The organism is Paraburkholderia bryophila (assembly GCF_003269035.1).
GTDB lineage: Bacteria > Pseudomonadota > Gammaproteobacteria > Burkholderiales > Burkholderiaceae > Paraburkholderia > Paraburkholderia bryophila.
The window spans coordinates 22,217-46,938 of the sequence record NZ_QLTK01000023.1; the positions used below are offsets into that span (position 1 = coordinate 22,217).

The 24,722-nt window shown below is 63.5% G+C and carries 23 protein-coding genes; 14 read left to right on the forward strand and 9 right to left on the reverse strand.

The window, feature by feature from the left end; genetic code table 11:
- Positions 1-30 precede the first annotated feature (30 nt).
- The 4 genes from BX591_RS26235 to BX591_RS26250 all read left to right on the forward strand — a co-directional run bounded on the left by BX591_RS26235 (position 31) and on the right by BX591_RS26250 (position 3,810).
- Positions 31-375 (forward strand): cupin domain-containing protein, encoded by a 345-nt coding sequence (locus BX591_RS26235; RefSeq protein WP_035555324.1) that lies wholly within the window; start codon positions 31-33, stop codon positions 373-375.
- Between the two features lie 320 nt (positions 376-695).
- The gene (locus tag BX591_RS26240) at positions 696-1,916 is read left to right on the forward strand and encodes a porin (RefSeq protein ID WP_244147016.1); all 1,221 of its coding nucleotides are present in this window, start codon (positions 696-698) and stop codon (positions 1,914-1,916) included.
- Between the two features lie 74 nt (positions 1,917-1,990).
- Positions 1,991-3,349, forward strand: coding sequence for an MFS transporter (locus tag BX591_RS26245; RefSeq protein ID WP_111934237.1), 1,359 nt, complete (start codon positions 1,991-1,993; stop codon positions 3,347-3,349).
- A gap of 128 nt (positions 3,350-3,477) precedes the next feature.
- A complete protein-coding gene (locus BX591_RS26250; protein ID WP_111934238.1) occupies positions 3,478-3,810 on the forward strand; it encodes a hypothetical protein in 333 nt (110 codons plus the stop codon).
- A gap of 42 nt (positions 3,811-3,852) precedes the next feature.
- Here the strand turns inward: BX591_RS26250 and BX591_RS26255 are convergent, their stop codons facing one another.
- The 6 genes from BX591_RS26255 to BX591_RS26280 form a co-directional block, all read right to left on the reverse strand.
- On the reverse strand, positions 3,853-5,013 hold the full coding sequence (locus BX591_RS26255; RefSeq protein ID WP_111934239.1) for a glycoside hydrolase family 53 protein: 1,161 nt from the start codon (positions 5,011-5,013) through the stop codon (positions 3,853-3,855).
- A 69-nt stretch (positions 5,014-5,082) separates the two neighbouring features.
- Positions 5,083-7,053 (reverse strand): beta-galactosidase, encoded by a 1,971-nt coding sequence (locus tag BX591_RS26260; RefSeq protein ID WP_111934240.1) that lies wholly within the window; start codon positions 7,051-7,053, stop codon positions 5,083-5,085.
- Positions 7,054-7,090: 37 nt separating this feature from the next.
- A complete protein-coding gene (locus tag BX591_RS26265; RefSeq protein ID WP_111934241.1) occupies positions 7,091-7,942 on the reverse strand; it encodes a carbohydrate ABC transporter permease in 852 nt (283 codons plus the stop codon).
- A 19-nt stretch (positions 7,943-7,961) separates the two neighbouring features.
- Complete coding sequence (locus tag BX591_RS26270) at positions 7,962-8,867, reverse strand: carbohydrate ABC transporter permease (RefSeq protein ID WP_111934242.1); 906 nt, start codon at positions 8,865-8,867, stop codon at positions 7,962-7,964.
- Positions 8,868-8,934: 67 nt separating this feature from the next.
- Entirely contained in the window at positions 8,935-10,188 is a 1,254-nt protein-coding gene (locus tag BX591_RS26275) for an ABC transporter substrate-binding protein (RefSeq protein ID WP_111934243.1), read from the reverse strand.
- Between the two features lie 110 nt (positions 10,189-10,298).
- Positions 10,299-11,438, reverse strand: a complete 1,140-nt coding sequence (locus tag BX591_RS26280) for an ABC transporter ATP-binding protein (RefSeq protein ID WP_111934244.1) — start codon at positions 11,436-11,438, stop codon at positions 10,299-10,301.
- A gap of 202 nt (positions 11,439-11,640) precedes the next feature.
- Here BX591_RS26280 and BX591_RS26285 point away from each other — a divergent pair, with 202 nt between their 5' ends.
- The 7 genes from BX591_RS26285 to BX591_RS26315 all read left to right on the forward strand — a co-directional run bounded on the left by BX591_RS26285 (position 11,641) and on the right by BX591_RS26315 (position 19,108).
- Positions 11,641-12,657 carry a LacI family DNA-binding transcriptional regulator gene (locus BX591_RS26285; RefSeq protein WP_111934245.1) on the forward strand — a complete coding sequence of 339 codons (1,017 nt, stop codon included), beginning with the start codon at positions 11,641-11,643 and terminating at the stop codon, positions 12,655-12,657.
- 214 nt (positions 12,658-12,871) lie between these two features.
- Positions 12,872-14,347, forward strand: a complete 1,476-nt coding sequence (locus BX591_RS26290) for an NAD-dependent succinate-semialdehyde dehydrogenase (RefSeq protein WP_111934246.1) — start codon at positions 12,872-12,874, stop codon at positions 14,345-14,347.
- A gap of 113 nt (positions 14,348-14,460) precedes the next feature.
- A complete protein-coding gene (locus BX591_RS26295; RefSeq protein ID WP_111934247.1) occupies positions 14,461-15,360 on the forward strand; it encodes a LysR family transcriptional regulator in 900 nt (299 codons plus the stop codon).
- 124 nt (positions 15,361-15,484) lie between these two features.
- A complete protein-coding gene (locus BX591_RS26300; RefSeq protein WP_111934248.1) occupies positions 15,485-16,807 on the forward strand; it encodes an MFS transporter in 1,323 nt (440 codons plus the stop codon).
- 88 nt (positions 16,808-16,895) lie between these two features.
- Entirely contained in the window at positions 16,896-17,936 is a 1,041-nt protein-coding gene (locus tag BX591_RS26305) for an amidohydrolase family protein (RefSeq protein WP_111934312.1), read from the forward strand.
- A complete protein-coding gene (locus BX591_RS26310; protein ID WP_111934249.1) occupies positions 17,933-18,601 on the forward strand; it encodes an RraA family protein in 669 nt (222 codons plus the stop codon). The genes BX591_RS26305 and BX591_RS26310 overlap by 4 nt, the downstream gene beginning before the upstream one ends.
- A 108-nt stretch (positions 18,602-18,709) precedes the next feature.
- Positions 18,710-19,108 carry a hypothetical protein gene (locus tag BX591_RS26315; protein WP_111934250.1) on the forward strand — a complete coding sequence of 133 codons (399 nt, stop codon included), beginning with the start codon at positions 18,710-18,712 and terminating at the stop codon, positions 19,106-19,108.
- 66 nt (positions 19,109-19,174) lie between these two features.
- Here the strand turns inward: BX591_RS26315 and BX591_RS26320 are convergent, their stop codons facing one another.
- From BX591_RS26320 to gcvA, 3 genes are all read right to left on the reverse strand, one after another.
- Positions 19,175-20,029, reverse strand: a complete 855-nt coding sequence (locus tag BX591_RS26320) for an AraC family transcriptional regulator (RefSeq protein WP_111934251.1) — start codon at positions 20,027-20,029, stop codon at positions 19,175-19,177.
- A gap of 21 nt (positions 20,030-20,050) precedes the next feature.
- Positions 20,051-20,764 carry an alanyl-tRNA editing protein gene (locus BX591_RS26325; protein WP_111934252.1) on the reverse strand — a complete coding sequence of 238 codons (714 nt, stop codon included), beginning with the start codon at positions 20,762-20,764 and terminating at the stop codon, positions 20,051-20,053.
- 134 nt (positions 20,765-20,898) lie between these two features.
- Positions 20,899-21,789: a transcriptional regulator GcvA gene (gcvA, locus tag BX591_RS26330; protein ID WP_111934253.1), complete on the reverse strand. Its 891-nt coding sequence runs from the start codon at positions 21,787-21,789 to the stop codon at positions 20,899-20,901.
- A 131-nt stretch (positions 21,790-21,920) separates the two neighbouring features.
- Here gcvA and BX591_RS26335 point away from each other — a divergent pair, with 131 nt between their 5' ends.
- The 3 genes from BX591_RS26335 (at position 21,921) to BX591_RS26345 (ending at position 24,642) form a co-directional block, all read left to right on the forward strand.
- Positions 21,921-22,766, forward strand: a complete 846-nt coding sequence (locus tag BX591_RS26335; RefSeq protein ID WP_111934254.1) for a transketolase — start codon at positions 21,921-21,923, stop codon at positions 22,764-22,766.
- Entirely contained in the window at positions 22,763-23,761 is a 999-nt protein-coding gene (locus BX591_RS26340; RefSeq protein ID WP_111934255.1) for a transketolase family protein, read from the forward strand. The genes BX591_RS26335 and BX591_RS26340 overlap by 4 nt, the downstream gene beginning before the upstream one ends.
- 116 nt (positions 23,762-23,877) lie before the next feature.
- Positions 23,878-24,642, forward strand: coding sequence for an SDR family NAD(P)-dependent oxidoreductase (locus tag BX591_RS26345; RefSeq protein ID WP_111934256.1), 765 nt, complete (start codon positions 23,878-23,880; stop codon positions 24,640-24,642).
- Positions 24,643-24,722: the final 80 nt, after the last annotated feature.

Sequence of the window (24,722 nt, forward strand, 5' to 3'; positions counted from 1 at the left end):
GTTTCAGCACATTCAAAAGGTAAGGCGAAGATGAAGGTACAGCAGCTCAAACAAAGCGTGAATCTGCGGAATCTGGAGGACTGGGGCACGGTCGGCTTGCCCGGCACGACACCGATTCAGGTGTCCGGCGTGCAGCGCGTGATCGAAGGCAGCGAGGCGGTCGATACCGGTATCTTCGAATGCACGGCGGGCACCTATCGCCGCTCGATCAAGCAGGCCGAGGTGATGCACTTTATCGCGGGCCGCGGGCGCTTCACGCCGGACAACGAGGAGACCATCCATTTCGCGAGCGGCGACACCCTGTTCTTCGAGGCCAATACGGAAGGCCTCTGGGAAGTCGAAGAGACGATGCGCAAGGTCTATGTGATCTTCTGAATAGCGCGTTACGTGTTGCATTGAGCGCCGCGCCAGGCCTTTCAGGCCGGCGCGGCCATCCCGGTATTTTCCCGGCACGCCGACGCGCGCCGCGGCCTCAGCAGTCATCCGCGCTGTCCAGCGCACGCTCCTTTCCGACGCACCGCTGCAACACGCTCGGGTAATCCCGCGTTGACCCTTCGTTGTCGATTTACTTACAGTGACGCCTGTTCGCACAAAGAATCACGGTTCTATATGCGAACAAATCACAAAAATTGATCGACGACCGGATTGCCCGGCCTGGCAGCAAGCCGGAGCAGGTCGCCTTGGAGAACATCCGCATGAATCGCAACCTCACCCTGACCCGGCTCGCCTGCGCGATGGCCGCATTGGCCAGCGCGCCCGCTTTCGCCCAAAGCAGCGTCACGCTGTACGGTATCGTCGACACGGGTATCGGCTATCAGAGCAGCCAGGCGCCTTCGCTCGGCTCGACCTCGGGCGGCAAATCGAACGTCAAGATGATCAACGGCGTGTGGGCCGGCAGCCGCTTCGGCCTGAAGGGCGCGGAAGACCTGGGCGGCAACACCAAGGCGATCTTCCAGTTGGAGTCCGGCTTCAATTCCGCCACCGGCGGCCAGCAATACACGAACGCGATGTTCGGCCGCCAGGCCTGGGTCGGCGTCACGAATCCGACCTACGGCACGTTCCAGGCGGGCCGCCAGTACACCGCGTACTACTCGCTGCTGTCGCCTTATAGCCCGACCACATGGCTCACCGGCTACTACGGCGCGCATCCGGGCGACGTCGACGCACTCGACACGATCTACCGCGCCAATAACTCGCTGGTCTATACGTCGCCGAAGCTGTATGGCTTCACGTTCAGCGGCTCCTACGCGGTGGGCGGCGTGCCGGGCAGCTTCAACCGCGGCTCGACATGGAGCGGCGCGGTGCAGTACCTCAACGGCCCGGTCGGCATCGCGGTCGGCTTCATGCGCATCAACAATTCGACGGTGGGCGGCGGCGCGTATGGCGCGGATTCGACCGTATCGAACAACGGCGCGCAGCCGGGCGTGTCGGCGGTGACCAACGGCTATCAGACCGCCCAGGCGCAGCAGCGCTTCGCCGTGACCGGCGGGTATAACTTCGGCAATGGCTGGGACGTGTCGGCGGCTTACTCGAACGTGCAGTACATTCCGGGCGTCGGTTCGAGCTTCCGCGACACCGCCATCTTCAACACGGCCGGCGCGGTGCTGCACTGGAAGCCGAGTGTCGCGTGGGACTTCGCCACCGGCTACAGCTACACGCGTGCGACCAAAGCGAACGGCATCACGAGTTCGGCGCAGTACCAGCAGGTCAACCTGTCCGAGTACTATGCATTGTCGAAGCGCACCGGCCTCTATGCGTTGCAGGCATTCCAGCGCACTAACGGCAACACGCTCGGCACCGCCGGCTCGGGGCATATCATCAGCGCCACCGCCACGATCGGCGACGGGTTCCAGAGCGCGCCCTCGTCGTCGCGCAGCCAGTTCGCCGCGGGCGTAGGCATCGTGCACCGCTTCTGAACGGCACACGATCGTAGAAGAAAGAAAGGCTCGTGATCACGAGCCTTCGCGCTTTTCGCAGTCAGGAGACCATCATGAGCCGCAGTACCGCTGTGAACGTTCAAACCTTCATCAACGAACACCCATTCTCGCCGTTCCAGTGGCTCATCTTCTTCATGTGTTTCGTGATCGTCCTGCTGGACGGTTTCGACACGGCCGCGATCGGCTTCATTGCGCCTTCGCTGATCGCCGAATGGGGCATCACGAAACCGGCGCTCGCGCCGGTGCTGAGCGCAGCGCTGTTCGGCCTCGCCTGCGGCGCGCTCGGCTCGGGACCGCTGTCCGACCGCCTCGGGCGACGCTCGCTGCTGCTTGGTTCGGTGCTGCTGTTCGGCGTGGCGTGCCTCGCGTCGGCCTTCTCGACCAACATCGAGCAACTCACGGTGCTGCGCTTCGTGACCGGTGTCGGACTCGGCGCGGCCATGCCGAACGCCGTGACGATGATGGGTGAATACTGCCCCGATCGCCGTCGCGCGACGCTGATCAATCTGATGTTCTGCGGCTTCCCGCTGGGCGCTGCGTTCGGCGGTTTTCTCGCCGCATGGATGATTCCGCATCTCGGCTGGCGCAGTGTGTTGCTGCTCGGCGGTATCACGCCGCTGTTGCTGCTGGTCCTGCTGCTGATCAAGATGCCGGAGTCGGTCCGCTACATGGTCGCCAATAGCGCGCCGGTCGAGCGCATTCGTGCGGCGCTCGCGCGCATTTCGGACGAAGCCGCGCAGGCCGGCTCGTTCACCATGACCGAAAGCGCGCCGCAAACCGGTAGCAAGGGCGTGGGCGTGGTGCTGTCGCGCTCGTATATCGTCGGCTCGGTGATGTTGTGGGTCGCGTACTTCATGGGTCTCGTGATCTTTTACGCGTCGATCAACTGGATGCCGATTCTGCTGAAAGACGCCGGCCTCACGCCGCAACGCGCAACGCTGATTTCGGCGCTGTTCCCGCTCGGCGGCGTGGGCGCCGTGCTGTGCGGCGTGCTGATGGACAAGTTCAACGCGAACCGGATCATCGCCGCGTGCTATGCGTTGACGGCCGTGAGCGTGTACTTCATCGGCCAGGCGGTGGGCAATGTCGGCGCGCTGGTGTTTATCGTGTTCGTCGCGGGGGTGCTGATGAATACCGCGCAATCGTCGATGCCCGCGCTCGCCGCCGCGTTCTATCCAACCGAAGGACGCGGCACGGGTGTGGCATGGATGCTCGGGATCGGGCGCTTTGGCGGAATCGCCGGGTCGTTCCTGGTCGCGGAACTGACGCGGCGCCATTTCTCGTTCGGCGGGATCTTCGCGATGGTGGCTGTCGCGGGGCTGATTGCCTGCGTGGCGCTGCTGATCAAGCAGGCGGCACGGCCCCATGTCGCGACGCCGACGGCTTCGAATGCGGAATCGTTTGGACATTGATCCGCGTGCGCAAAAAAACCTCACGCGCCACTTACCGATAAACTACGCGGTTCTTTGTTCGCGCGGTCGCTGCGGTGGCGCATGCCATCGCTTTCATACCGCGCTCATCTAATGACAGGATTCCGGTCATGAAACGCGTAGTCGTCTCCGCCCTGCTGGCAGCGGCGTGTCTTGCCCAACCGGCGGCACAGGCCGTTGCCCAGACGGTCAGCAATCAATGTTTCGCGCTCGGCGATATTGCCGGCCAGGTCGCGTCGTGGCGCTCGCACAAAAAGACCAAGGCGCAAGCGCTCGATCAGGCGGCCAAATACTACAAGGATCCGTCCGACCGGCAAGCGGTCGACGCGATCATCGAGAAAATCTACGCACCGAACGCACCGCATATGACGCCTGATCAGGCGAGTATGGTGTTCACGTCGGACTGCGCGAACCAGAACAAAGCGCAGGCGCCCGCGAAATAGCGCCTGCTTTCGCTCGGCTACCTTGCCGCGCAAGCGTTGGAACTAGCGCTTGCGAAACGCGTCCAGCGAACTCAGCGCGTTGCCGTGGAAATCGAACAACGTGTTGTTGTCCCACTGATCGCCCGCGCCGACTTTCCATCCGACATTCGGCGTCGGGATCCACTCCGGCTCCCACCAGAAGACGCCCTTGCCGCGACCACCCGGTATCGCCTTGACGATATCCGTCACCGCTTCGAGAAACTGCGCCTGGCCTGCGGGCGTCTGCGGAAACGTCGTGGACCCGGTGCTGGTCATGGAGTTGGGTTCGGAATCGCCGTCGCTCGTGGTCCACGGGTATGCGGTCTCGACCACCATCACATCCTTGTCGTAGCGTGCCGCCAGATCGTTCGCGTTGTTCTGCAGATCGCCGAGCGAGCCTTGCCATTGCGGGTAGTAGGACAGGCCGATCACGTCGAACGTGACGCCGCGCTGCGTCGCACTGTCGAACCACCAGCGGCTGGTCGCGTTGTTGCCGCCGCTGTCGAGATGCAACATGACCTTGATCCGGTCGTCGACGGATTTGACCGCATCGTGCCCCGCCTTCAGCAATTGCGCGAGATTGTCCCACTGGTCGTACTTGCCGAGCGGCCAGAGCATGCCGCCGGTGATCTCATTGCCCACTTGCACCCACTCGGGCCGCACACCGTCGCGTTTGAGCAGATTCAAAACGTGCGACGTGTAGCCGGATAACAGCGCGCAGGTCTGCGCGAGATCCTTGCCGGCCCACGCATGCGGCGGATACTGTTTGCCGGGATCGGCCCACCAGTCGCTGTAGTGGAAGTCGATCAACACCCGCATGCCCAATGCGGCGGCCCGGCGCGCCAGGATACGCACATGCCCGGCATTGTTATAGCCCGTCGCGGGGCTTTGATCGGACGGGAAAAAGTTCGGATTGCCGGGGTCGTTCCAGACCTTGATTCGAATCGAATCGACGCCGTGGCTGCGCAAAATGAACAGGCAATCGAGCGGCTTGCCATGCTCATAAAACGTCGCGCCGTTGGCTTCAAGTTCGAGCAACGTGGATACGTCCGCGCCTTTCGCAAAACGGCTGCCAGGTACGCTCAGACCAGTTTCAGCTGCGAAAGCCGGCAGGCCGGCCGTTGCGCCCACACCGGTCGCCGCCGCAGCCGACGCTAGCCAGCCGAGCATTTCTCTTCGGTTCATCGGTCACCCTCCATTGATTGAACGGCGGTTCTTATGAGGCCGCCTGCTCCAGGTTGAAGCGCTTGAATCTCAATCGGCGACGGTTCGCCATGCACAGACGTCGCCGGCTTTTATCCGGGCGTGGCCGAGTACGAAATCAGCGTTGGCGGGTGCGGGCGCTTGGGCGGGTTCGGGGCCGAAGTTGAACGCGAAGGTCAACTCGCCACGGCGACGAATCCGCACGCCGTCGGGCAACTGTTGTGTTGCGATACCGGCTTGGCGCGCCGCATTGGCCAAAACCTGACGATGCAAGGCGTGCGACAACCAGCCCGCGATGTAGCGCACGTTGCCGTGCGAGAGAATCGCCGGCCATGCGTCGTCGAATCGGGCTTCGACGCGAGTCTCGCCGTTGGCGCGAACGTGCTCGCGCCAATGCAGCGCCACGCCATCCGTCGCGCCGATCGACAGCGCCGGCGTGAGCGTGGGACGCAGCGTCTCGACTTCGAGCACCTGGATCGGCAGCACGCGTTGCAGCGCACCGGGCGGCAGGGTCGACGGAATCGCGAACAGGTCGGTTTTCGAGCCGCTACGCGGCCCGAAAACCCATTGCGCCGTGCTGCGTTCGATCTGTCGGACCAGCACGTCGTCGATCACCGCAAGGCTCGGCACGACCACGAGGCGATAGGCAGAAAGGCCCGCGTTGCGCGGCACGATATCGACGTCGAGTCCCAACTCGCGCAACGACTCGTAGTAGTCGAACGCCAGCGTCTGGTAATCGAAGCCTTTGCCATGACGCTGAATCTCGAACATCCATTGCGTCTCGTAGTCGAATACCACGGCAACGGCGGCGCGCGCAGCCGCACCGGGAGCCGACAACACCGGGCTCGCCGCAATCTCGCGCGCCGCCTGCTGCACTTCCAGGCCGCCCGGCGACAATTCGTCATTGGGCAGATTGAGGCCCGAATGCATCTGCTCCTGCGCATACGGACACTGACGCCAGCGGAAATACGACACCAGTTCGGCGCCGTGCGCGAACGCCTCATACGCCCAGAGCCGGACCATGCCCTTCGCCGGCACGGGATTCCACGACGCCCAGTTGACCGGCCCCGCCTGCTGCTCCATCACCCAGAAACGCCCCCGGCCGATGGCCCGATAGCGGTCGTGATCGAATGCCGACACATCGGGATGCGCCGTGCGCGCGTAGCGTGCCTTCTGCTCGTCGGGCAGGGCGATCGACTCGGTACGGGCAATCGGATAGCTGTCCCACGCGGCCACGTCGAGCGCATCGCCTTCGGCAAAACGGTAGTGATCGAAAGTCGTAAAAAAACCCATGAAGTTGTGCAGCACGTCCGCTTCGGGCGCATGCCGCCGCAACACGTCGACCTGCTCGCAATGGAAGCTCGCCACTTCGTCGGACATGAAGCGGCGGTACTCGAGCAGATGAATCGGATTGGCGTCGGTGGGCGTGAGGGTCGGCAATTCGATCGCTTCGAACGACGGATACTCCATGCTCCAGAACACATTGCCCCAGGCGTCGTTCAATGCGCCGACGGTGCCATAACGCAGATGCAGCCAGCGATGAAAACGCGCCAGCGCGGCGGCGGAATAACTCGGCACGGTGTCGTGACAGCCGAGTTCGTTATCGGTCTGCCACGCCACGATAGAAGCATGACGCCCATAGCGCGCCGCCATCGCGCTGACGATCCGCACGCATTCGCGCCGGTACGTGTCGCTTGAAAGGTCGTAATGACGGCGCGAGCCGAAGTTCCAGCGCGTGCCGTCGGCCCGCACCGGCAGCACATCCGGATGCGCGTCGATCAGCCACTTCGGCGGCGAGGCGGTCGGCGTACCGAGCACCAGTTTCAGTCCCGCGGCGGCCAGCACGGCGACCGCTTCGTCGAGCCACTCCCACTCGAATTCGCCGGCGCGCGGCTCCATCCGGCTCCACGCGAATTCGGCGATCCGCACGTGCGTGATGCCGAGTTCGACCATCCGCTTTGCGTCGTCGGCCCACATCGAGCGGGGCCATTGTTCCGGGTAATAGCAGACACCAAGTTGCATGAACGTATCTCTTGAGTAGTTGAAGACGGATCGGCGTTCAGCCTTTGCTCGCACCGAACGTCAAGCCGGCGACGAAGTGCCTCTGCATCAGGAAGAACATCAGCACGGAAGGCAGCGCGGCCAGTACCGAACCGGCGGCGACCAGATTCCATGCTGTCGTCCATTGCCCCTTGAGCGCGGCGACGCCGACGGTGATCGGCGCGGCGTCGTCACCTTGCGTCAGGCACAACGCCCAGAAGTAGTCGTTCCAGACAAACGTGAAGACGAGAATGCCGAGCGCGGCGAGCGCCGGCCGGATCAGCGGCAGCACGATGCGCCAGTAGATGGTCCATTCGCTCGCGCCCTCCACGCGCGCGGCCTCGATCATTTCGAACGGCAACTGCTTGATGAAATTGCGGAGAAACAGCGTGCAGAAGCCGGTTTGAAAGGACACGTGAAAAATCACCAGCGCCCAGACGCTATTGAACAGGCCTACTTTCAACGCCATATCGCGCACCGGAATCATCAGGATCTGGATCGGCACGAAATTGCCCGCGACGAACGCGAACAGCACCGCCGTATTGCCGGGAAAGCGATAGGTCGCGAGAGCGAAACCCGCCATGGAGGCCAGCACGATTGCGCCGAGCACCGAAGGCACGGTAATCAGCACGCTATTGGCGAAGTAATGCAGCATCGGCGTCTGCGTGAGCGCCGTGCCGTAGTTTTCGATCAACGCAAAATGTTTCGGCCAGCCCCAGTAATCGCCTTGCGACAATTCATCGGACGAGCGGATCGACGTGACGAGTACGGCCAGCATGGGCAGCAGCCAGATCAGCAACGCGATCGGCAACGACACCTTATAGAGCGTGCGATTGAACGGTTTCCAGCGTTCGACGGGAAGCGGATACATGACACGAACCTCCTGAATATCAGCGTTCCTCGCGCAGCATGCGGCGCAGATGGAACACGATGTAGACGAGCATGATGGCGAACAGCACGACGGCAATCGCCGCGGAGTAGCCTTCGCGGTAGTACTTGATGGCCTGGTCGTACATGTAATAGGCGAGCACCGTGGAGCTGTCGAACGGGCCGCCGCCGCTCATCACCGCGATCAGGTCGAAACTGCGCAGCGCGCCGATCACGGTCAGCACGACGGCCATGAACGTGGCGGGCCGCAATTGCGGCAGGATCACGTGCCAGAGCAGCCGCACGCCCTTCGCCCCTTCCATGCGCGCCGCCTCGACCACTTCCGGATTGATGCCGGTGAGACCAGTGAGATACAGCACCATGCAGAACGGCGTTTGCGGCCATAGCGCGGCGAAGATAATGCCGAAGGTCACCGTATGCGGATCGCCGAGCACCGGAATGCCGTGGCCGACAATCAGGCGCAGCAGGCCGAACCCCGGGTCGTAGAACCAGCTGAATACGAGCCCCACAACCACACCCGAAAGCACGAACGGCGCGAAAAACAGCGACTTCACGACCCGCATGCCGCGCAGGTGCTGGTTCAGATACAACGCGAAAAGCAGGCCGAGCGGCGGCGCGAGCAGGAACAGCCCGAGCCAGGTCAGATTGTTTTTCAGCGCCGTGTAGAACGTGTCGGCCTGGAACAGTTCGATGTAGTTGTCCAGCCCCGCGAAGGTCTTCGGCGTCATGCCGTCCCAGTGATAAAAGCTGAGCGAGATGCTGCTGAAGATCGGATAAACCACGCATAGGCAAAACAACGCGCAACCCGGCAACAGGAAGAAAAACGCGGCCCGATGCTGGTGACGGCGCGTGGTCGAGACGTGACGGTGCTGCGCCGCGGGTAAGCGGCGCGCTGCGGATTGAGACATGGGTCGGGCCTCGTCGAAGATCGAAGGCAAGCGCCGGCTGTTGCTGCGCCGCCGGCGCTTTAGGAACTTACTTCTGATAGATGCGTTTGCGGGTCGCTTCGAGGCGCGCCAGTACGGCGTCGAGTTGCGACGGATCGCTGTAGAACTGCTGCATCGCTTTCATGCCTTCGTCGGCCATTTCCTTCTGCATGTCGCGATCGTAGAACTGCGCGATGCCGCCCTTCGTGTTGGCCAACGTCTGGAAGCCGACCCTGGAGATCGCGTCTTCCGGTTCAGCCGACTGACTGTTCGACGGCAGTTGACCCCAGCCCTTCGCGAGATCCGCGTTGATCTGCGGCTGTTCCATGAAGGCCAGCAGCTTGCGGGCATCGGCCTTGTTCCTGGCTTTGGCAGGGATCAGCAGCACGTTGACCGGACCGTCTTCGGCCATCGGCACATTGGCGTCGATCACCGGGAAACGGAAGAAACCGGTTTGCGGTTTGATCGACGGTGGAATGCTCGCCGAGAAGAACGTGCCCATCAGCATCATCGACGCCTTGCCGTTCACGAGAAACGGCGCGATTGAATCGAGGTCGTACGAGAGCGCGTTATCGATGAAATAGTGGTCGTCGATCAGCGTTTTCCACGCGGCGTAGACCTTCTTCACGCGCGCGTCGGTGTACGGAATTTCACCCGCCATCAATTGCTGATGGAACGCATTGCCGTTGATCCGCAGATCGAGGTAATCGAACCAGGCGGCGAGTGTCCAGCTGTCGCGCGCGGCCACGGCAATCGGGGCCACGCCGCTCGCTTTCAACTTCTTGCAGGCGTCGAGAAACTCGTCCCAGGTTTTTGGCTCGCCTTTAATACCCGCTTTGTCGAACAGGTCCTTGCGATAGAAGAACCCATACGCGTCGTAGCCGAGCGGCGCCGCGTACTGTTTGCCCTTGAAGGTGGACGCTTCCTTGACCGACGCGTATTGCTGCGACCAGCCGTTCTTCGTCCAGTCCGGCGACAGGTCTTCGAGCAGGCCACGTTGCGCGTAATAGGCCATCCGTTCACCGTCGTGCCATGACACGACGTCGGGCGGATCGGTGGCGAGCCAGCCGCCCATCTGTACCTTGTACGCTTCCTCGGTGATGTAGGTGACCTTGAGATCGACGTCGGGATTGGCTTTCTTGAACTTGTCGAACGCGTCTTGCCAGGTCGAACGCTGGTTGCCGCGCGCCGAGACGTTGACGTTGAGCGTGGCGGCGCCGGCTGTGGCGCAACCGAGTGCGCCGACAACCAGGGCGGCTGCGATCGACAGTTGCGCAAGACGGCGAAGGCGTAGAGCAATCATCTTGTGTCTCCTTGACTACCTTGTTGGCTGACAGCAAGCGGCTGACAGCGATGTAACCCGCTCTGTGGCGGAATCCGGTTCGGCAAACGTCGCGCTTCGCTAGCGCGGCCTCAGGCGGCGACCCGTTCGGGTTCGAAGCTACTGCGCCGCAAGGCGACGCCGTCCGCATCGAACAGATGACACGCGGCGGACGGAATGTGAATGCAAATACGCTCGCCGGAGCCGATCGGCGTATCGCCCGGCGCCTTCGCGACCAGCGCGCCGCCCGCGTGATCCGCGTGAATATAGCTGTGCTCGCCGAGACGCTCGGACAGGACGGTCGTGCATTGAATCGATTGCTCGTCGCCGTCGAGGCCCACATGCTCGGGTCGCACGCCGAGCGTGACCGGCTGCCCGCGCTGCAAACGCCGGCCGTCTACCTGCGCGATCAACTGCTCGCCGCTTTGCGCGAGCGTGACGCTCACACGGCCCGGCCCGATCGACTCGACCACCGCGTCGATGAAATTCATTCGCGGCGAGCCGATGAAGCCCGCCACGAAGCGCGACCTGGGATGGTGATACAACTCGAGCGGTGCGCCGCTTTGCGCGACGCTGCCCAAACGCTCCGCGTCCGCCCCAGCGTGCAACAACACGATGCGGTCGGCGAGCGTCATCGCCTCGACCTGATCGTGCGTCACGTACACCACGCTCGCGTTGGCAAAGCGCTGATGCAAACGGGCGATCTCGATCCGTGTCTGGCCTCGCAACGCGGCGTCGAGATTCGACAGCGGTTCGTCGAACAGAAACACGCCGGGCTCGCGCACAATCGCGCGGCCGATCGCCACGCGCTGACGCTGGCCGCCCGACAACGCTTTCGGATAACGCTCCAGAAAAGCGTCGAGTTGCAGAATGCGCGCGGCCTCCCGCACCTTGCTGTCGATCACGTCCTTCGGTTGCTTCGCGAGCTTCAGGCCGAACGCCATGTTGTCGAACACGGTCATGTGCGGGAATAGCGCGTAGCTCTGAAATACCATCGCCACGCCGCGCGCCGCGGAAGGCACGTCGTTCATCAGACGGCCGCCGATATGCAACTCGCCTTCGCTCAAATCTTCGAGACCGGCGATCATTCTCAGCAAGGTCGACTTGCCGCAACCCGAAGGTCCGAGAAACACACAAAACTCGTGCTGCGCGATCTCCAGATTCACGCGCCGGATCACCGGCGCATGCTCACCGTACGACTTCTGCACGTCCGTCAAACGAATTGCCGCCATGCTGGCCCCCTTGGATTTAACCGCTTAAATTTTTGCAAAAAATAAACGGCCAGACCTTGTGCGGCAGGCATTTAATCGCTTAAATTCGGATTCGAGGGAAAAAGTCATGATGAGTGTCTCCGCTGGGTTTTTTGCAAAGTTATCAACGTCGCCCTCGGCCCGCAACATTTGAATCGCATTCCCTGAATTTGGGATAACAACCATGGTCACCCTGTCCGAAGTGGCGAAGCGCGCGCACGTTACCGCCGCCACCGTTTCCAATGTGCTGCGCAATCGCGACAAAGTCCGCCCGGAAACCGCCGAGCGCGTGCTGAAGGCGATCGCCGATCTCGGCTACCGGCCGAATCTGAATGCACGCGCGCTGGCCGAGGGCCGCTCGTCCACGTTGGCGTTGATGCTGTCGAACATCTCGAACCCGTTCTACCCCGAGTTCGTGCTGGCCGCCGAACGCGCGGCGCGCAAAGCCGGCCACTTCCTGATGGTCTGCAATACCGACGACGACGCCGAAATCGGCCGCGCGTATCTGAACCAGATCGCGGGCACGCTCGCGGACGGCGTGCTCGTCATGAACACGGACATCACGATCAACGACCTCTGCGCGTCCGCCACGCACAGCGCACCGATTCTGCTCGCCATGTGGGAACACCCCGAGGCGCCGCCCGCGCTGCCGTGCGTCGCGGTGGATTTCGCCCGCGCGGGCGAGCTGGCCGCGCGGCATCTGCTCGAACTGGGGCACCGCGATATCGGCCTGTTGATCGGCGACGGTTGCGGCGGTTTGCAGGACGCGCGATCGAACGGCTTTCGCGCGGCGATGCGGGCATCCGGCATCGAGGCCGATGCCGCCGCGGTGCTGCAGATTCGCGATTCGATCGACGCCGGTTACGCGGCCTGTATGCAGTTGATGTCGAACCGGCCGCAGCTCACCGCGATTTTCGCCACCAACGACCTGCTCGCGATCGGTGCGGCGCAGGCGTTGATCACGCTGGGCCGCGCGGTGCCGGCGGATGTGTCGGTGATCGGTATCACCGACATTCAGCTCGCGCATCAGGTGCATCCCGCGTTGACCACGGTCGCGATCCAGACCGCGGCCATTGCGGAGTTGTCGATTGCGAGTTTGATCCGGCTGATCCAGACGCCCCATCAGCAACCGTCGATGGTGCTCGCGCCGCCGCCCGAACTGGTGGTGCGCGCATCGACCGGACCCCGGCGAACGCGCTGAACGCGCGGCCCCGTTGCCTTCGGCGTGCCATGTCAAACCGATTCAGCAGAAAATGCCGTCACGCTAAGAAAAAAACGCGCGCTACGCCGTCAGCGCCGTTTTTGGCAACGTCATCCACGGCCGCGCGGGCGTAGCATCGAGGCATCGATCGAAGGTACGCGAGCGCTGCCGCATGCCTTGATCTCATCCAGGGCAACCCTCAAGGAGTCACCTCATGTCTCTCGCCTTGACGCGCGACGAACTGATCCGCACGCACAATCTGATCGACGGCCAATGGACCGATGCCGCCGACGGCGCGCGCTTCCCGGTCACCAATCCGGCCACCGGCGAGCGGATCGCCGAAGTCGCGAACAGCGGCGCGGCGGACGCCCGCGCCGCCACGGATGCCGCCGCCCGCGCGTTCCCCGCATGGCGCGACAAGCTGCCGCGCGAGCGCGCCGAATTGCTGCGCCGCTGGCACGCCTTGATCGTCGCCAATACCGACGACCTCGCGAAGCTGATGTCGATGGAGCAAGGTAAACCGCTCGCCGAAAGCCGCGGCGAAGTCGCGTACGGCGCGTCGTACGTCGCGTGGTTCGCCGACGAGGCGACCCGCATCTACGGCGATCTGATTCCGCAGCAACAACGCGGCAAGCGCATGAGCGCCGTGAAGGAACCGCTCGGCGTGGTCGCGGCGATCACGCCGTGGAATTTCCCGCTCGCCATGATCGCCCGCAAGATCGCGCCCGCGCTCGCGGCCGGTTGCACCGTGGTCGCCAAGCCCGCCGAAGATACGCCGCTCACCGCCCTCGCGCTCGCCGCGCTCGCTCAGGACGCCGGTTTGCCGGACGGCGTGTTGAACATGCTGTCGGCGTCGCGCGAACAGGGCATTGCCGCGGTCGCCGACTGGCTCGCCGACGCGCGCGTGCGCAAGATCACGTTCACCGGCTCGACGCCGGTCGGCAAGCATCTGGCGCGTGAATCGGCCGGCACGTTGAAAAAACTCTCGCTGGAACTGGGCGGCAACGCGCCCTTCATCGTGTTCGACGACGCCGATCTCGACGCGGCCGTGACCGGCCTGATGGCGTCGAAATTCCGCAACGGCGGGCAGACCTGCGTGTGTCCGAACCGCGTCTACGTGCAGGCCGGCGTTTACGAGCGTTTCGCCGATCTGCTCGCAACCCGCGTCGCGGCCTTGAAGGTTGCACCCGCAACCGACCCGGACGCGCAGATCGGCCCGATGATCAACGCGCGCGCCATCGACAAGATCGCCCGCCACGTGGAAGACGCCGTCGCGCACGGCGCCAAAGTATTGACGGGCGGCAAGCGCCTGACCGAACTCGGCCCGAACTACTACGCGCCGACCGTCCTGACCGGCGCGCAGGACGACATGATGGTGTGTTGCGAGGAAACCTTCGGCCCGGTCGCGCCGCTGTTCCGTTTCACCGACGAAGCCGAAGCGCTGCGTCTGGCGAACGACACGCCGTTCGGCCTCGCCGCCTACTTTTATACGCGGGACATTGGGCGTATAGATCGTGTGGCGAGTGGACTCGAAGCGGGCGTGATCGGCATCAACGAAGGCGCCGTCTCCAGCGAAGCGGCGCCGTTCGGTGGTGTGAAGGAATCGGGCTACGGCCGCGAAGGTTCGAAGTACGGGCTCGACGATTACCTGTCCATCAAGTACCTGTGCCAGGGCGGCTTCGATCGCTAAGCGGCCTGTTTCATCCGCCACGCCCGGGCGCGCTTCTCTCCGCCGAAACGCCCCCGAGCGCCGCCGACCGGCTATCCTGTGCCTACCGGAGATCAGGTATCAGGACGAGCGTGATGAACCTTAGGGCCTTGCAGTGCTTTGTGATTCTCGCCGAGGAACTCAATTTCAGCCGTGCCGCCGAGCGCCTGCATATCGCGCAACCGGCGCTGAGCCAGCAGATCCGTTCACTCGAGGAACGGCTCGGCACGCAACTGGTGGACCGGGCGAGACGCCCGCTGGTGTTGACCGAAGCCGGCCATTATCTGTGTAGCGAGGCGCGGCAGATTCTCGGTTCGGTGGAACAGGTGACGCGTGCGGCGCAGGAAATCGGCGTGGGCCGGCGCGGCTGGCTCAGCGTCGGCTTCACCCGCTCGTCGATGTATAGCGTGCTGCCGCCCGCGCTCAAGGCGTTTCATCGCGCGTACCCGCAGGTCGAACTGAAACTGTTCGAAATGCTCACCGAAGAACAGACCGATGCGCTGCGCGATCTGCGCATTCATATCGGCATTGGCCGGCAGCCCGTTGCCGTGGAAGGCTGCACGTCGTATCCGCTGATGCGCGAACGCGTGATGGCGGCGCTCGAGCCGAATCATCCGCTTGCCGCGCACCAAAGCGTGCAGATCGCGGAGCTCGCCGACACACCGCTGATTCTGTATCCGAAGCACCAGAACGCGCAGTTCAAACGCTCGGTGCTGTCGCTGTATCGCGATGCGGGCGTGACGCCCTTCGTCGCGCACGAGGCGTATGAAATTCAAACCGCCATTGCGCTGGTGGCCGCCGGCCTGGGCGTCACGTTCATCGGCGAATCGGTGGCACGGCATGGGCGTCATGACGTCGTGTTCCGTCATCTCGCGGGACCGGGTTCGTCGTATCGTTCGACCCTCGCGGCCACCTTCCGCACCGACGATGCATCGCCGCACCTGCGTGCGTTTCTCGACTGCCTGCCGGCGCCCGTTGCCGACGCTGCACTATAAGCAAAAACCTATACAAGCATAAGTAAGCGGTCTTGGACGCCTGCTCCGCGCGTTCTTATCATGGCCTCACACATGATAAAGAACGCAGCGGCAGCAACGACTGTCGCCACACGGAGACACGTCAATGCCCTCGATCGATGAAGCCGCAACCATGCGCAAAGTGTATGGGCGCCTGATGCCCCTGCTCTTCGCGATGATGTTCTTTAATTATCTCGACCGGATCAACATCGGTTTCGCCGCGCTCGACATGAACAAACAGTTGGGTTTCAGCCCGGCGGTGTTCGGCTTTGCGGGCAGCATCTTTTTCTTCGGCTACATGCTGCTGGAAGTGCCGAGCAATCTTCTGCTGCATCGCCTCGGCGCACGCCGCTGGATCGCACGCATCCTGCTTACGTGGGGCGCGGTCGCGGCGGCCACCGCATTCGTGTTCAACGATTCGAGCTTCTACGTGCTGCGCTTTCTGCTCGGCGTGATGGAAGCGGGTTTTCTGCCGGGCGTCGCGGTGTATCTGACCAAATGGTTTCCGGTGCGCTACCGGGCGCGCGCGGTGGGCGGCTACATCATCGCGGGATCGTTTTCCGCGGTGCTGGGCGGACCGATCTCGACCGCGCTGATGACCTACGCGAACGGCGTGCTCGGTTTGCAGGGCTGGCAATGGATGTTCATTCTCGAAGGCGTGCCCGCCATGCTGCTCGGCCTCGTGACCCTGCGCATCATGACCGAACGCCCCGCCGACGCCGACTGGCTTTCCGCCGACGAAAAACGCTGGCTCGAAACCACGCTCGCCACGGAACGCGAAGCGCTGGGCGGCAACACGCACTTTCCGCTCCTGCGGGTGGCCGGCGACATTCGTGTGTGGAGTCTTGCCTGCCTGTTCGGTTGCGCGCTGGTCGGCATTTACGGACTGTTTCTGTGGCTGCCGCAGATCGTCAAAAGCCTCGGCCATCTGAGCAATCTCGAAGTCGGTTTTCTTTCGGCCGCGCCACCCTTGCTCGGCGTGCTGGGCACTTTCCTGATCAGCCGCAGTTCGGACCGCACCGGCGACCGCAAGAAACACCTCGCGTTCGTGTATGGCATGAGCGCGCTGGCTATTGCCGGTAGCGCGTATGCGCCGACTCCGGTGATCGCTTATGCGTTGCTGTGTGTGACCGGTTTGTTCATCTATGCGGGCAATCCCCTGTTCTGGAGTTTGGCGTCGTCGTTCAGAACCGGCGCGGCGGGCGCGGCGACGATTGCGCTGATCAATACGATTGCGCAGTTCGGCGGGTTGGTCGGTCCGTGGAGCATCGGGCTCGTGCGCAACGCGACCGGCAATTTCAAACTGGCGCTGCTGACCATCGCGGCGTTCCTGATCGTCGCGACGATCATCGCGCTGGTCATGCGCGTGACGCCAGCCGACGACGAGTCCGCCTCGCTCGCCCATGGCGACGCGGCGCCACGAACCTGACAACCGCGCGCGCCGGATCGACTATCGCAAATCCGGCGCACGCAGGCAAAAGCGTCAGCACGAACACAACAGAAGGGTATTGCATACCATGATCATCGATTGCCACGGTCACTATACGACCGCGCCTCGCCAGCACGAAGTCTGGCGCGCGCAGCAGATCGCCGCGCTGAAAGACGGCGGCACGCCGCCGCCCCGCCCCACGATTAGCGACGACGAGATTCGCGAAAGCATCGACAACGGTCAGTTGCGCATTCAGCGCGAACGCGGCACCGATCTGACGATTTTCTCGCCGCGCGCCGCCGGCATGGGGCATCACCTCGCCTCCGCCGAAGCCAACGCGACGTGGTCCCGCGAGTCCAACGATCTCATACATCGTGTGTGCGGACTGTTTCCGCGCAACTTCGTCGGCGTGTGCCAATTGCCGCAGGCGCCGGGCGTGCCGCCTGCCAAGTGCATTGCCGAATTGCGGCGCTGTGTCGAAGAGCTCGGGTTTATCGGCTGCAATCTGAATCCGGATCCGTCCGGCGGACACTGGTCCGGTTTGCCGATCACCGATCGAAGCTGGTATCCGCTCTACGAAGCAATGGTCGAACTCGACGTGCCGGCCATGATTCACGTGTCGTCGTCGTGCAATGCGAATTTTCACGCCACGGGCGCGCATTACATCAACGGCGATACCTCGGCGTTCATGCAGTTGCTGCAAGGCGATCTGTTCGCCGACTTCCCCACGCTGCGTCTGATCATTCCGCACGGCGGCGGCGCGGTGCCGTATCACTGGGGACGCTATCGCGGCCTCGCGCAGGACATGCAACGCCCGCTGCTCAGCGAGTATCTGCTGAATAACGTGTTCTTCGACACCTGTGTCTATCACCAGCCCGGCGCCGAATTGCTCGCCAAGGTCATTCCGGTGCAGAACATTCTGTTCGCGTCGGAAACGATCGGCGCGGTCCAGGGTATCGATCCGGAAACCGGCCACTACTACGACGACACGCGCCGCTATATCGACGCGATCGACTGGTTGAGCGCCGCGGATCGGCAATGTATCTACGAAGACAACGCACGCAGCGTCTATCCGCGTTTATCGCGGCAACTCGATCGTCAATTCGCTACACAAGGGGCAACGGTATGAATCCAATCGGCTGGCGCGAATACGAGTCCGCGCCTCAGGCCCGCGCGGCCACACTCGACGCATTGCGGGAACTGGCGGTGTCGCTGCTCAGCGACAATATGGCGCGTTCGAGCGGCATGGTCGGCTTGCGCCCGTACCATCAACCCCGGCCAATGGCCGGCACCGCGGTCACGGTCCATACGCGGCCGGGCGACAACCTGGCGATTCATCGCGCGTTCGATTTTTGCCGGCCGGGTGACGTGCTGGTGATCGATGGCGCGGGTGATCTGACGCAGGCGCTGATGGGCGAAATCATGGCGAGCTTCGCGGAAAGTCTCGGCGTGCAAGGCCTGGTGATCGACGGCGCGATTCGCGACGTCGGCGCGTTGCGCCTGCGCGATTTTCCGGTGTACGCGCGGGGCGTGACGCATCGCGGGCCGTACAAGAACGGACCCGGCGAGATCAACGTGCCGGTGACGGTGGGCGGCATGGCGGTGCATCCGGGCGACATCATCGTTGGCGACGAAGATGGCCTTCTAGCGATCGCGCCCGCCGATGTCGAAGCCGTGATCGAAGGCGCGCGCCGCCAGCACGCGAAGGAAACGGCGTCGCTCAAGGCCATCGCCGAAGGACGCTTCGACCGCTCGTGGGTCGTGCCGCAACGCGAACGGATGATGAACAACTGACTTTCCCAGAGGCGCGAGCGCGGGCATGATAGCAGCGGTGCAACGCGCGCTGGATTGGTTGTCCGCGCTCGCGGCGTTTTTAAACACCCTGCAGGAACCCGAGCCGTTATGACGGACTATCTGAACGCGGCGACGCTGCTCGACCTCGCGCGTGAAGCGCAAGCGCTCGTTGCCACGCCTTGCTCATGCACTAAAACGCCGCTCGACGGCTGGCAATCGCAGCCGTTGTCGCTCGACGAAACCCAGTTCGAGGAAGTCGGCACGCTGACGCCGGAAGACGATCCGGAGCCGACCTTCAGCGAATATCTGCCGGGCAAGACGAATTACTGGGCGGCCGACGCGCCGATCGCGCCGCGTTACTTCCCGTATAACCGCTGCGCCGTCTGGCAATGTTCGCTGTGCCGCCGCCTTTATTTGCGCTATACCGAGGGCGGTGGCTATTTTGTCGACCGGCGCATGCGTTTATTGCAAGCGGCGTTGATCGAGGATGTGGCGCTACCAGAGTGAGTTTCAGGGCAAGCAATGCAGTGCGGTGCGGTGCGTTGAAAAACGACCCCACGCGCCCTCGAAAAACTAATGCCCCGGCTTCATCGCCGCGTACTTCCCCGGCGTCACTCCGTACGCCCGCTTGAACAGACGATTCAAATGGCTCTGATCGTAAAAGCCAACCGCCGCTGCGGCGCTCGCCGCATTGTGCCCGGTTGCAAGCAGCCGTTTTGCGGCTAGCAACCGTACTTGCGTCGCATAGGCATGCGGCGGCAAACCGAACTCCTTGCAGAACGCACGCGTCAGGTAATAGCGGCTCAAGCCCACCAGTTCCGCGAGTTCATCGACCGGGATATCGCGCTCGTAGTGGGCCTCCAGATACTCGCGCACCTGCGCCATCTTGTGCGCTTCGCGGCGCGCCTCGCCAAAGGTCTGCGCGGATTCGCCATATCGGCCGACCAGCATGCCCATCGCGCCCCACCAGTTGGCCTGACGCTCCATCAGAGAAACCGCGCGCTGTTCGTCGAGGCTCGCATGCGCTTTCACCAGTAGACCCGCCAGATGCGGGTCCTGATAGAGCCCCGGCGGAATCAGCAGCGGACTGTCGGCGCGCGACTCCGGTGAAAACACGGCGCTCAGCGCACCCAGCCCTTCCATGTCGAGATAAATGGCCCGGTAAATCCATTCGCGGCCTTCCCACACTTCGCCGCTGTGATACTCGCCGGGTCCGAACTCCAGCACGCTGCCGGGCCCGGCGACGTCGCTGCCGGCGCGCGTGTGGCATTGTCCCGCGCCACTCTCGGTCATGACAATGACGAGTTCGTCGTGCAGATGCCGGTCGAACTTGTGGTCGCCGTAACGGGCGGTCGCGAGGCATGCGCCGTCGAGCGCGCCGTCGCGCCAGCAGACCACTTCCGGTTCGCTTTTATCCGACGTTTGCATGGCGTGTCCTCGCGGTGTTCGTCAAACCAGTTCGATTATGACACGGCGATTACGGCGGCCCTTGTTTTCGATCTTGCCGATGCGGATCTGACGCGACTGAGCCGTGTTACTCAGATGCGTGCCGCCGCAAGCCTGCCGGTCCAGATCGCCGATCTCGACGATCCGCACGCGGCCGTCCGACGTAGGCGGCGGCGCGACCGACAGGCTGCGGATCAGGCCTTCGGTGGATTGCGCTTCGGCTGCGCTGACGTAATAGATGCGCACGTCCATGGCACGGCGGATCACGTCGTTGACGGGTTCTTCGAGCGCGCGCAGCGCGTCGTTGTCCGCGTCGGGCAAATCGAAGTCCATGCGCGCCGTGCCGTCGGCATTGATCTGCGCGCCGGTCACGAGCGCGCCGGCGAACCGCTGGTACACCAGCGCGTGGAGAATATGCGTACCGGTATGCAGTTGCGCGACGGTGGCGCGGCGCGCGGCGTCGATGGCGACATGCACGTCGCCGCTCAGTTCGAGCGGTTCGTCGAGCAGATGCCATAGCAACCCGCCCTCCGCCGCGACGCCGGTAATGCGCGCGGCGCCGTGCGCGTGCGTCAGCGTGGCCGCGTCCGAGACCTGGCCGCCGCCGCCCGGATGCAGCGCGGAACGGCCCAGCACGACCGCGCCGGGTCGTGCGGCGAGTACCGTCGTGTCGAAATCCAGCAGATCCGGCTGTTCATGGCAAAGGTAGTGCGCCACGGTGAGGTTCCCGTATGAGATGACGAATAGGGGCAAGGATACTGAGTGTCGGGGGCGGGCGTCTTGGTTAAAAATGCTCTCCTAACGGCACGCCGGCTCGGTCCGGTCATCGGCATACCGGTGAACAAGGCGGCCTAACGCTCCAGTTCCGCAAACAACCAATCCTGAAAGCTGCGCAGCTTCGGCAAATCGGCCCGCGACTTCAACAGATTCAGCGTATACCCCCGCACCTCCAGTCCTTCCAGCCCGAACGGCGCCACCAACCGCCCCGTTTCCAGTTCGCGCTGCGCAAGCAGCAGACTTTCGAGGCACACGCCGAGTCCGTCCACCGCGGCGCTCAACGCCATGAACGAGCGATCGAAACGCGGCCCACGGCCAATATCGACTCGCGTCTTTCGATGCAAACGCATCCAGTCACGCCAGCCGACCAGACAGCCTTCGCTATGAATCAACGGGTGGTGCTGCAGATCCGCGACACCCAGCAGCGGATAGTCGCCGCTCATCAACGCGGGCGAACAGAGCGGCACGATCGTCTCCGGCGGCAGTTCGAGCACCAGCGTACCGGCCGGTTGCAGTTTGCGCGGCCCGTAGCGGATATCGATATCGACCGCGCCTGAAATCAGATCCACTGCTTCCGACGACGCATTCAAACGCACGTCGATATCCGGATGCGTCGCGCTGAATCGCGCGATGCGCGGCATCAGCCATTGCGTCGCGAAGCTCGGCGTGCAGTGAATCGTCAGGATGTCGCTTTTCGCCACGCGGCCGATCTCGCGCGTGGCCGCGTCGATCCGCGCGAACGCGGAGGTGATTTCCTCGGCGTATTGCCGCCCGGAGTCGGTCAGCAGCACCGTGCGATGCAGCCGATGGAACAGACGAATGCTCAATTGCTCTTCGAGCAGCTTGATTTGATGGCTGATCGCGGACGGCGTGACGAACAGTTCTTCTGCTGCGAGCGCAAACGAAGAAAGCCGTGCGGCGGCTTCGAAGGCTTGTATCGACTTGAGCGTAACCCGATTGTGCATGGCAGCACCAACGTGAATTCAATTCATCTATCGGCCATCTTAATTCGTTTGAGCGCAGGCGGGTGCGAGATTACGCTTGAATCACTGGCCGCGGTGTCGATGCGGACCACGAAAAACCAAGGAGACGCGCAGTGAACCCCAGCGAAATCGCCCCTTACACCGAGCTAGCCGAACACGCGTACCAGATCCGCCGCAACGCTTTGCGAATGGGCGAAGTGCAAGGCCAGGGCTATATCGGCCAGGCGCTCGACATTGCCGACGTGCTGGCGGTCGCCTATTTCCGGGCGCTGCGTTATCGCGCCGACGACCCCGACTGGGAAGGCCGCGACCGCTTCCTGCTGTCCAACGGCCACTACGCGATCGCGCTCTACGCGGCGCTGATCGAAGCCGGCATCATCGCCGATGAAGAACTGGAGACCTACGGCAGCGACGACAGCCGTCTGCCGATGTCCGGCATGGCGAGCTACACGCCCGGCATGGAGATGTCCGGCGGCTCGCTCGGCCAGGGGCTGACGATTGCGGTGGGCCGCTGCCTCGGCCTGAAGCGCAAGCAATCGGACGCCTTCGTCTACACGCTGTTCTCCGACGGCGAACTCGACGAAGGCGCGGTCTGGGAAGGCCTCATGTCCGCTGCGCACTGGCAACTCGACAACCTGATCGCGATGGTCGACGTGAATAACCAGCAGGCCGACGGACCCTCGTCGAACGTGATGGCGTTCGAACCGCTGGTCGACAAGTTGCAGGCGTTCGGCTGGTTCGTACAGCGCGTGGACGGCAACGATCTGGCCGCCGTGGTCGCCGCCTTCGACGCGGCGCGCGCGCACCCGGAGGCGCAGCCGCGCATTATCGTCTGCGATACGAGGATGGGCTGTGGCGTGCCGTTCCTCGAAGCCCGCGAAAAAAACCACTTTATCCGCGTCGACGCGCACGAGTGGCAACTCGCGCTGCAGGCGCTGGAAGCCGGGAGAAACGTATGAGCGCCACCGCCCCGAAAGCTCGCCTGAAGACTTCGGCGATGATCGCGTCGATCGCCGGTGAAGGCCAGATCACGCGCTCGGCGCCGTTCGGTCACGCGCTGGTCGAACTGGCGCGCAACCGGCCCGAGGTGGTCGGCATGACCGCCGACCTCGGCAAATACACCGACCTGCATCTGTTCGCCAAGGAATACCCCGAACGCTTCTATCAGATGGGCATGGCCGAGCAACTGCTGATGGGCGCCGCGGCCGGCATGGCGCACGAAGGCGCGCAGCCGTTCGTCACCACCTACGCGGTATTCGCCGCGCGCCGTGCGTACGACTTCATCCACCAGGCCATCGCCGAAGACAATCTCGACGTCAAGCTGGTCTGCGCGCTGCCGGGTCTCACGACCGGTTACGGCCCGAGCCACCAGGCAGCCGAAGACCTCGCGCTGTTCCGCGCGATGCCGAACCTCACGGTGATCGACCCGTGCGACGCGCTGGAAATCGAACAGATGGTGCCCGCCATCGCCGATCATCGCGGCCCGGTCTACGCACGCCTGTTGCGCGGCAACGTACCCGTCGTGCTCGACGAATACGGCTACCGCTTCGAACTCGGCAAGGCGAAGCTGCTGCGCGACGGCGCCGAAGTGCTGATCGTCTCGTCCGGAATCATGACGATGCGCGCGCTCGAAACCGCCAAAGAGCTCGCCGCCGACCGCATCGACGTGGGTGTCCTGCATGTGCCGACCATCAAGCCGCTCGATTCGGTCACGCTGCTGCGCGAAGCGCGCCGGCCAGGGCGGCTGGTGGTCGTCGCGGAGAACCACACGGTGATCGGCGGGCTCGGCGAAGCGGTGGCCAATGTGCTGCTGACCAACGGCGTCACCCCGCCATTCCGCCAGATCGGGCTGCCCGATGCCTTTCTCGACGCGGGCGCGCTGCCCACGTTGCACGACCGCTACGGCATTTCCACCGCGGCCATGTGCGACACGATCAAAGGCTGGCTGCGCTGAACCGCTTCGAGAAGCGGCAGGCGTAGTCACCGCGTAGTCACCGCGTAGTCACCGCGTAGTCACCAATAGCCAGCAACGTAGCAATCCATAAGCATTCCATTCAGGAGATCCGCATCATGTCCGAGTCACGTCTTCTCGACGGTAAAGTCGCTGTCATTTCCGGGGGTGCGTCGCCGCGCGGTATCGGCATGGCGACCGCCCGCATGTTCGCCGCGCACGGTGCGCGCGTCGCGATTTTCGATCTCGACGAAAACGCCGCGATGGAGGCCGCCGCGTCGATCGGCAGCGCGCATCGCGGCTATGCGTGCGACGTGACCGATCGCGGCGCGTGTCAGGCCGCCGTCGAACGCACGGTCGCCGACTTCGGCGCGATCGACGTGCTGATCAACAACGCCGGCATTACCCAGGCCGCCAAACTGCTCGATATCGACGCGGCAGGCTGGGACCGGATTCTCGACGTCAATCTGCGCGGCGTGTTGTACCTGTCGCAAGCAGTCGTGCCGCAAATGAAAAAGCAGAAGAGCGGCTCGATCGGCTGCATGTCGTCGGTGTCGGCGCAACGCGGCGGCGGCATTCTCGGCGGCCCGCACTACTCGGCGGCGAAGGCGGGCGTGCTCGGTCTCGCCAAGGCGATGGCGCGTGAACTCGGTATCGACGGCATTCGGGTGAACTGCGTGACGCCGGGTCTGATTCAAACGGATATCAACGCCGGCAAGATCAGCGACGACAAACGCGGCGAGATTCTCGCCGGCATTCCGCTCGATCGTCTGGGTGTGCCCGACGACGTGGCCGGCGCGTTCCTGTTTCTCGCGTCGCCGCTGTCGTCGTATATCACCGGCGCGGTGATCGACGTGAACGGCGGCATGCTGATTCACGGTTGATTCGCGATCGATTCAAGAGTTGTTGATGACGCACAGGCGGTAGACGGGAACGGGCGCGGCGAGCCATACGTGCAGCCACC

Bases quoted from the DNA above. Each gene is read 5' to 3' on its own strand.
- BX591_RS26245 (WP_111934237.1), top strand. From the start codon at position 1,991: ATGAGCCGCAGTACCGCTGTGAACGTTCAAACCTTCATCAACGAACAC.
- BX591_RS26255 (WP_111934239.1), bottom strand. From the start codon at position 5,013: ATGAACCGAAGAGAAATGCTCGGCTGGCTAGCGTCGGCTGCGGCGGCG.
- BX591_RS26285 (WP_111934245.1), top strand. From the start codon at position 11,641: ATGGTCACCCTGTCCGAAGTGGCGAAGCGCGCGCACGTTACCGCCGCC.
- BX591_RS26345 (WP_111934256.1), top strand. From the start codon at position 23,878: ATGTCCGAGTCACGTCTTCTCGACGGTAAAGTCGCTGTCATTTCCGGG.
- BX591_RS26315 (WP_111934250.1), top strand. From the start codon at position 18,710: ATGACGGACTATCTGAACGCGGCGACGCTGCTCGACCTCGCGCGTGAA.
- BX591_RS26270 (WP_111934242.1), bottom strand. From the start codon at position 8,867: ATGTCTCAATCCGCAGCGCGCCGCTTACCCGCGGCGCAGCACCGTCAC.
- BX591_RS26260 (WP_111934240.1), bottom strand. From the start codon at position 7,053: ATGCAACTTGGTGTCTGCTATTACCCGGAACAATGGCCCCGCTCGATG.
- BX591_RS26295 (WP_111934247.1), top strand. From the start codon at position 14,461: ATGAACCTTAGGGCCTTGCAGTGCTTTGTGATTCTCGCCGAGGAACTC.
- BX591_RS26280 (WP_111934244.1), bottom strand. From the start codon at position 11,438: ATGGCGGCAATTCGTTTGACGGACGTGCAGAAGTCGTACGGTGAGCAT.
- BX591_RS26310 (WP_111934249.1), top strand. From the start codon at position 17,933: ATGAATCCAATCGGCTGGCGCGAATACGAGTCCGCGCCTCAGGCCCGC.
- BX591_RS26320 (WP_111934251.1), bottom strand. From the start codon at position 20,029: ATGCAAACGTCGGATAAAAGCGAACCGGAAGTGGTCTGCTGGCGCGAC.
- BX591_RS26290 (WP_111934246.1), top strand. From the start codon at position 12,872: ATGTCTCTCGCCTTGACGCGCGACGAACTGATCCGCACGCACAATCTG.
- BX591_RS26300 (WP_111934248.1), top strand. From the start codon at position 15,485: ATGCCCTCGATCGATGAAGCCGCAACCATGCGCAAAGTGTATGGGCGC.
- BX591_RS26275 (WP_111934243.1), bottom strand. From the start codon at position 10,188: ATGATTGCTCTACGCCTTCGCCGTCTTGCGCAACTGTCGATCGCAGCC.
- BX591_RS26305 (WP_111934312.1), top strand. From the start codon at position 16,896: ATGATCATCGATTGCCACGGTCACTATACGACCGCGCCTCGCCAGCAC.
- BX591_RS26250 (WP_111934238.1), top strand. From the start codon at position 3,478: ATGAAACGCGTAGTCGTCTCCGCCCTGCTGGCAGCGGCGTGTCTTGCC.
- BX591_RS26235 (WP_035555324.1), top strand. From the start codon at position 31: ATGAAGGTACAGCAGCTCAAACAAAGCGTGAATCTGCGGAATCTGGAG.
- BX591_RS26340 (WP_111934255.1), top strand. From the start codon at position 22,763: ATGAGCGCCACCGCCCCGAAAGCTCGCCTGAAGACTTCGGCGATGATC.
- BX591_RS26265 (WP_111934241.1), bottom strand. From the start codon at position 7,942: ATGTATCCGCTTCCCGTCGAACGCTGGAAACCGTTCAATCGCACGCTC.
- gcvA (WP_111934253.1), bottom strand. From the start codon at position 21,789: ATGCACAATCGGGTTACGCTCAAGTCGATACAAGCCTTCGAAGCCGCC.
- BX591_RS26240 (WP_244147016.1), top strand. From the start codon at position 696: ATGAATCGCAACCTCACCCTGACCCGGCTCGCCTGCGCGATGGCCGCA.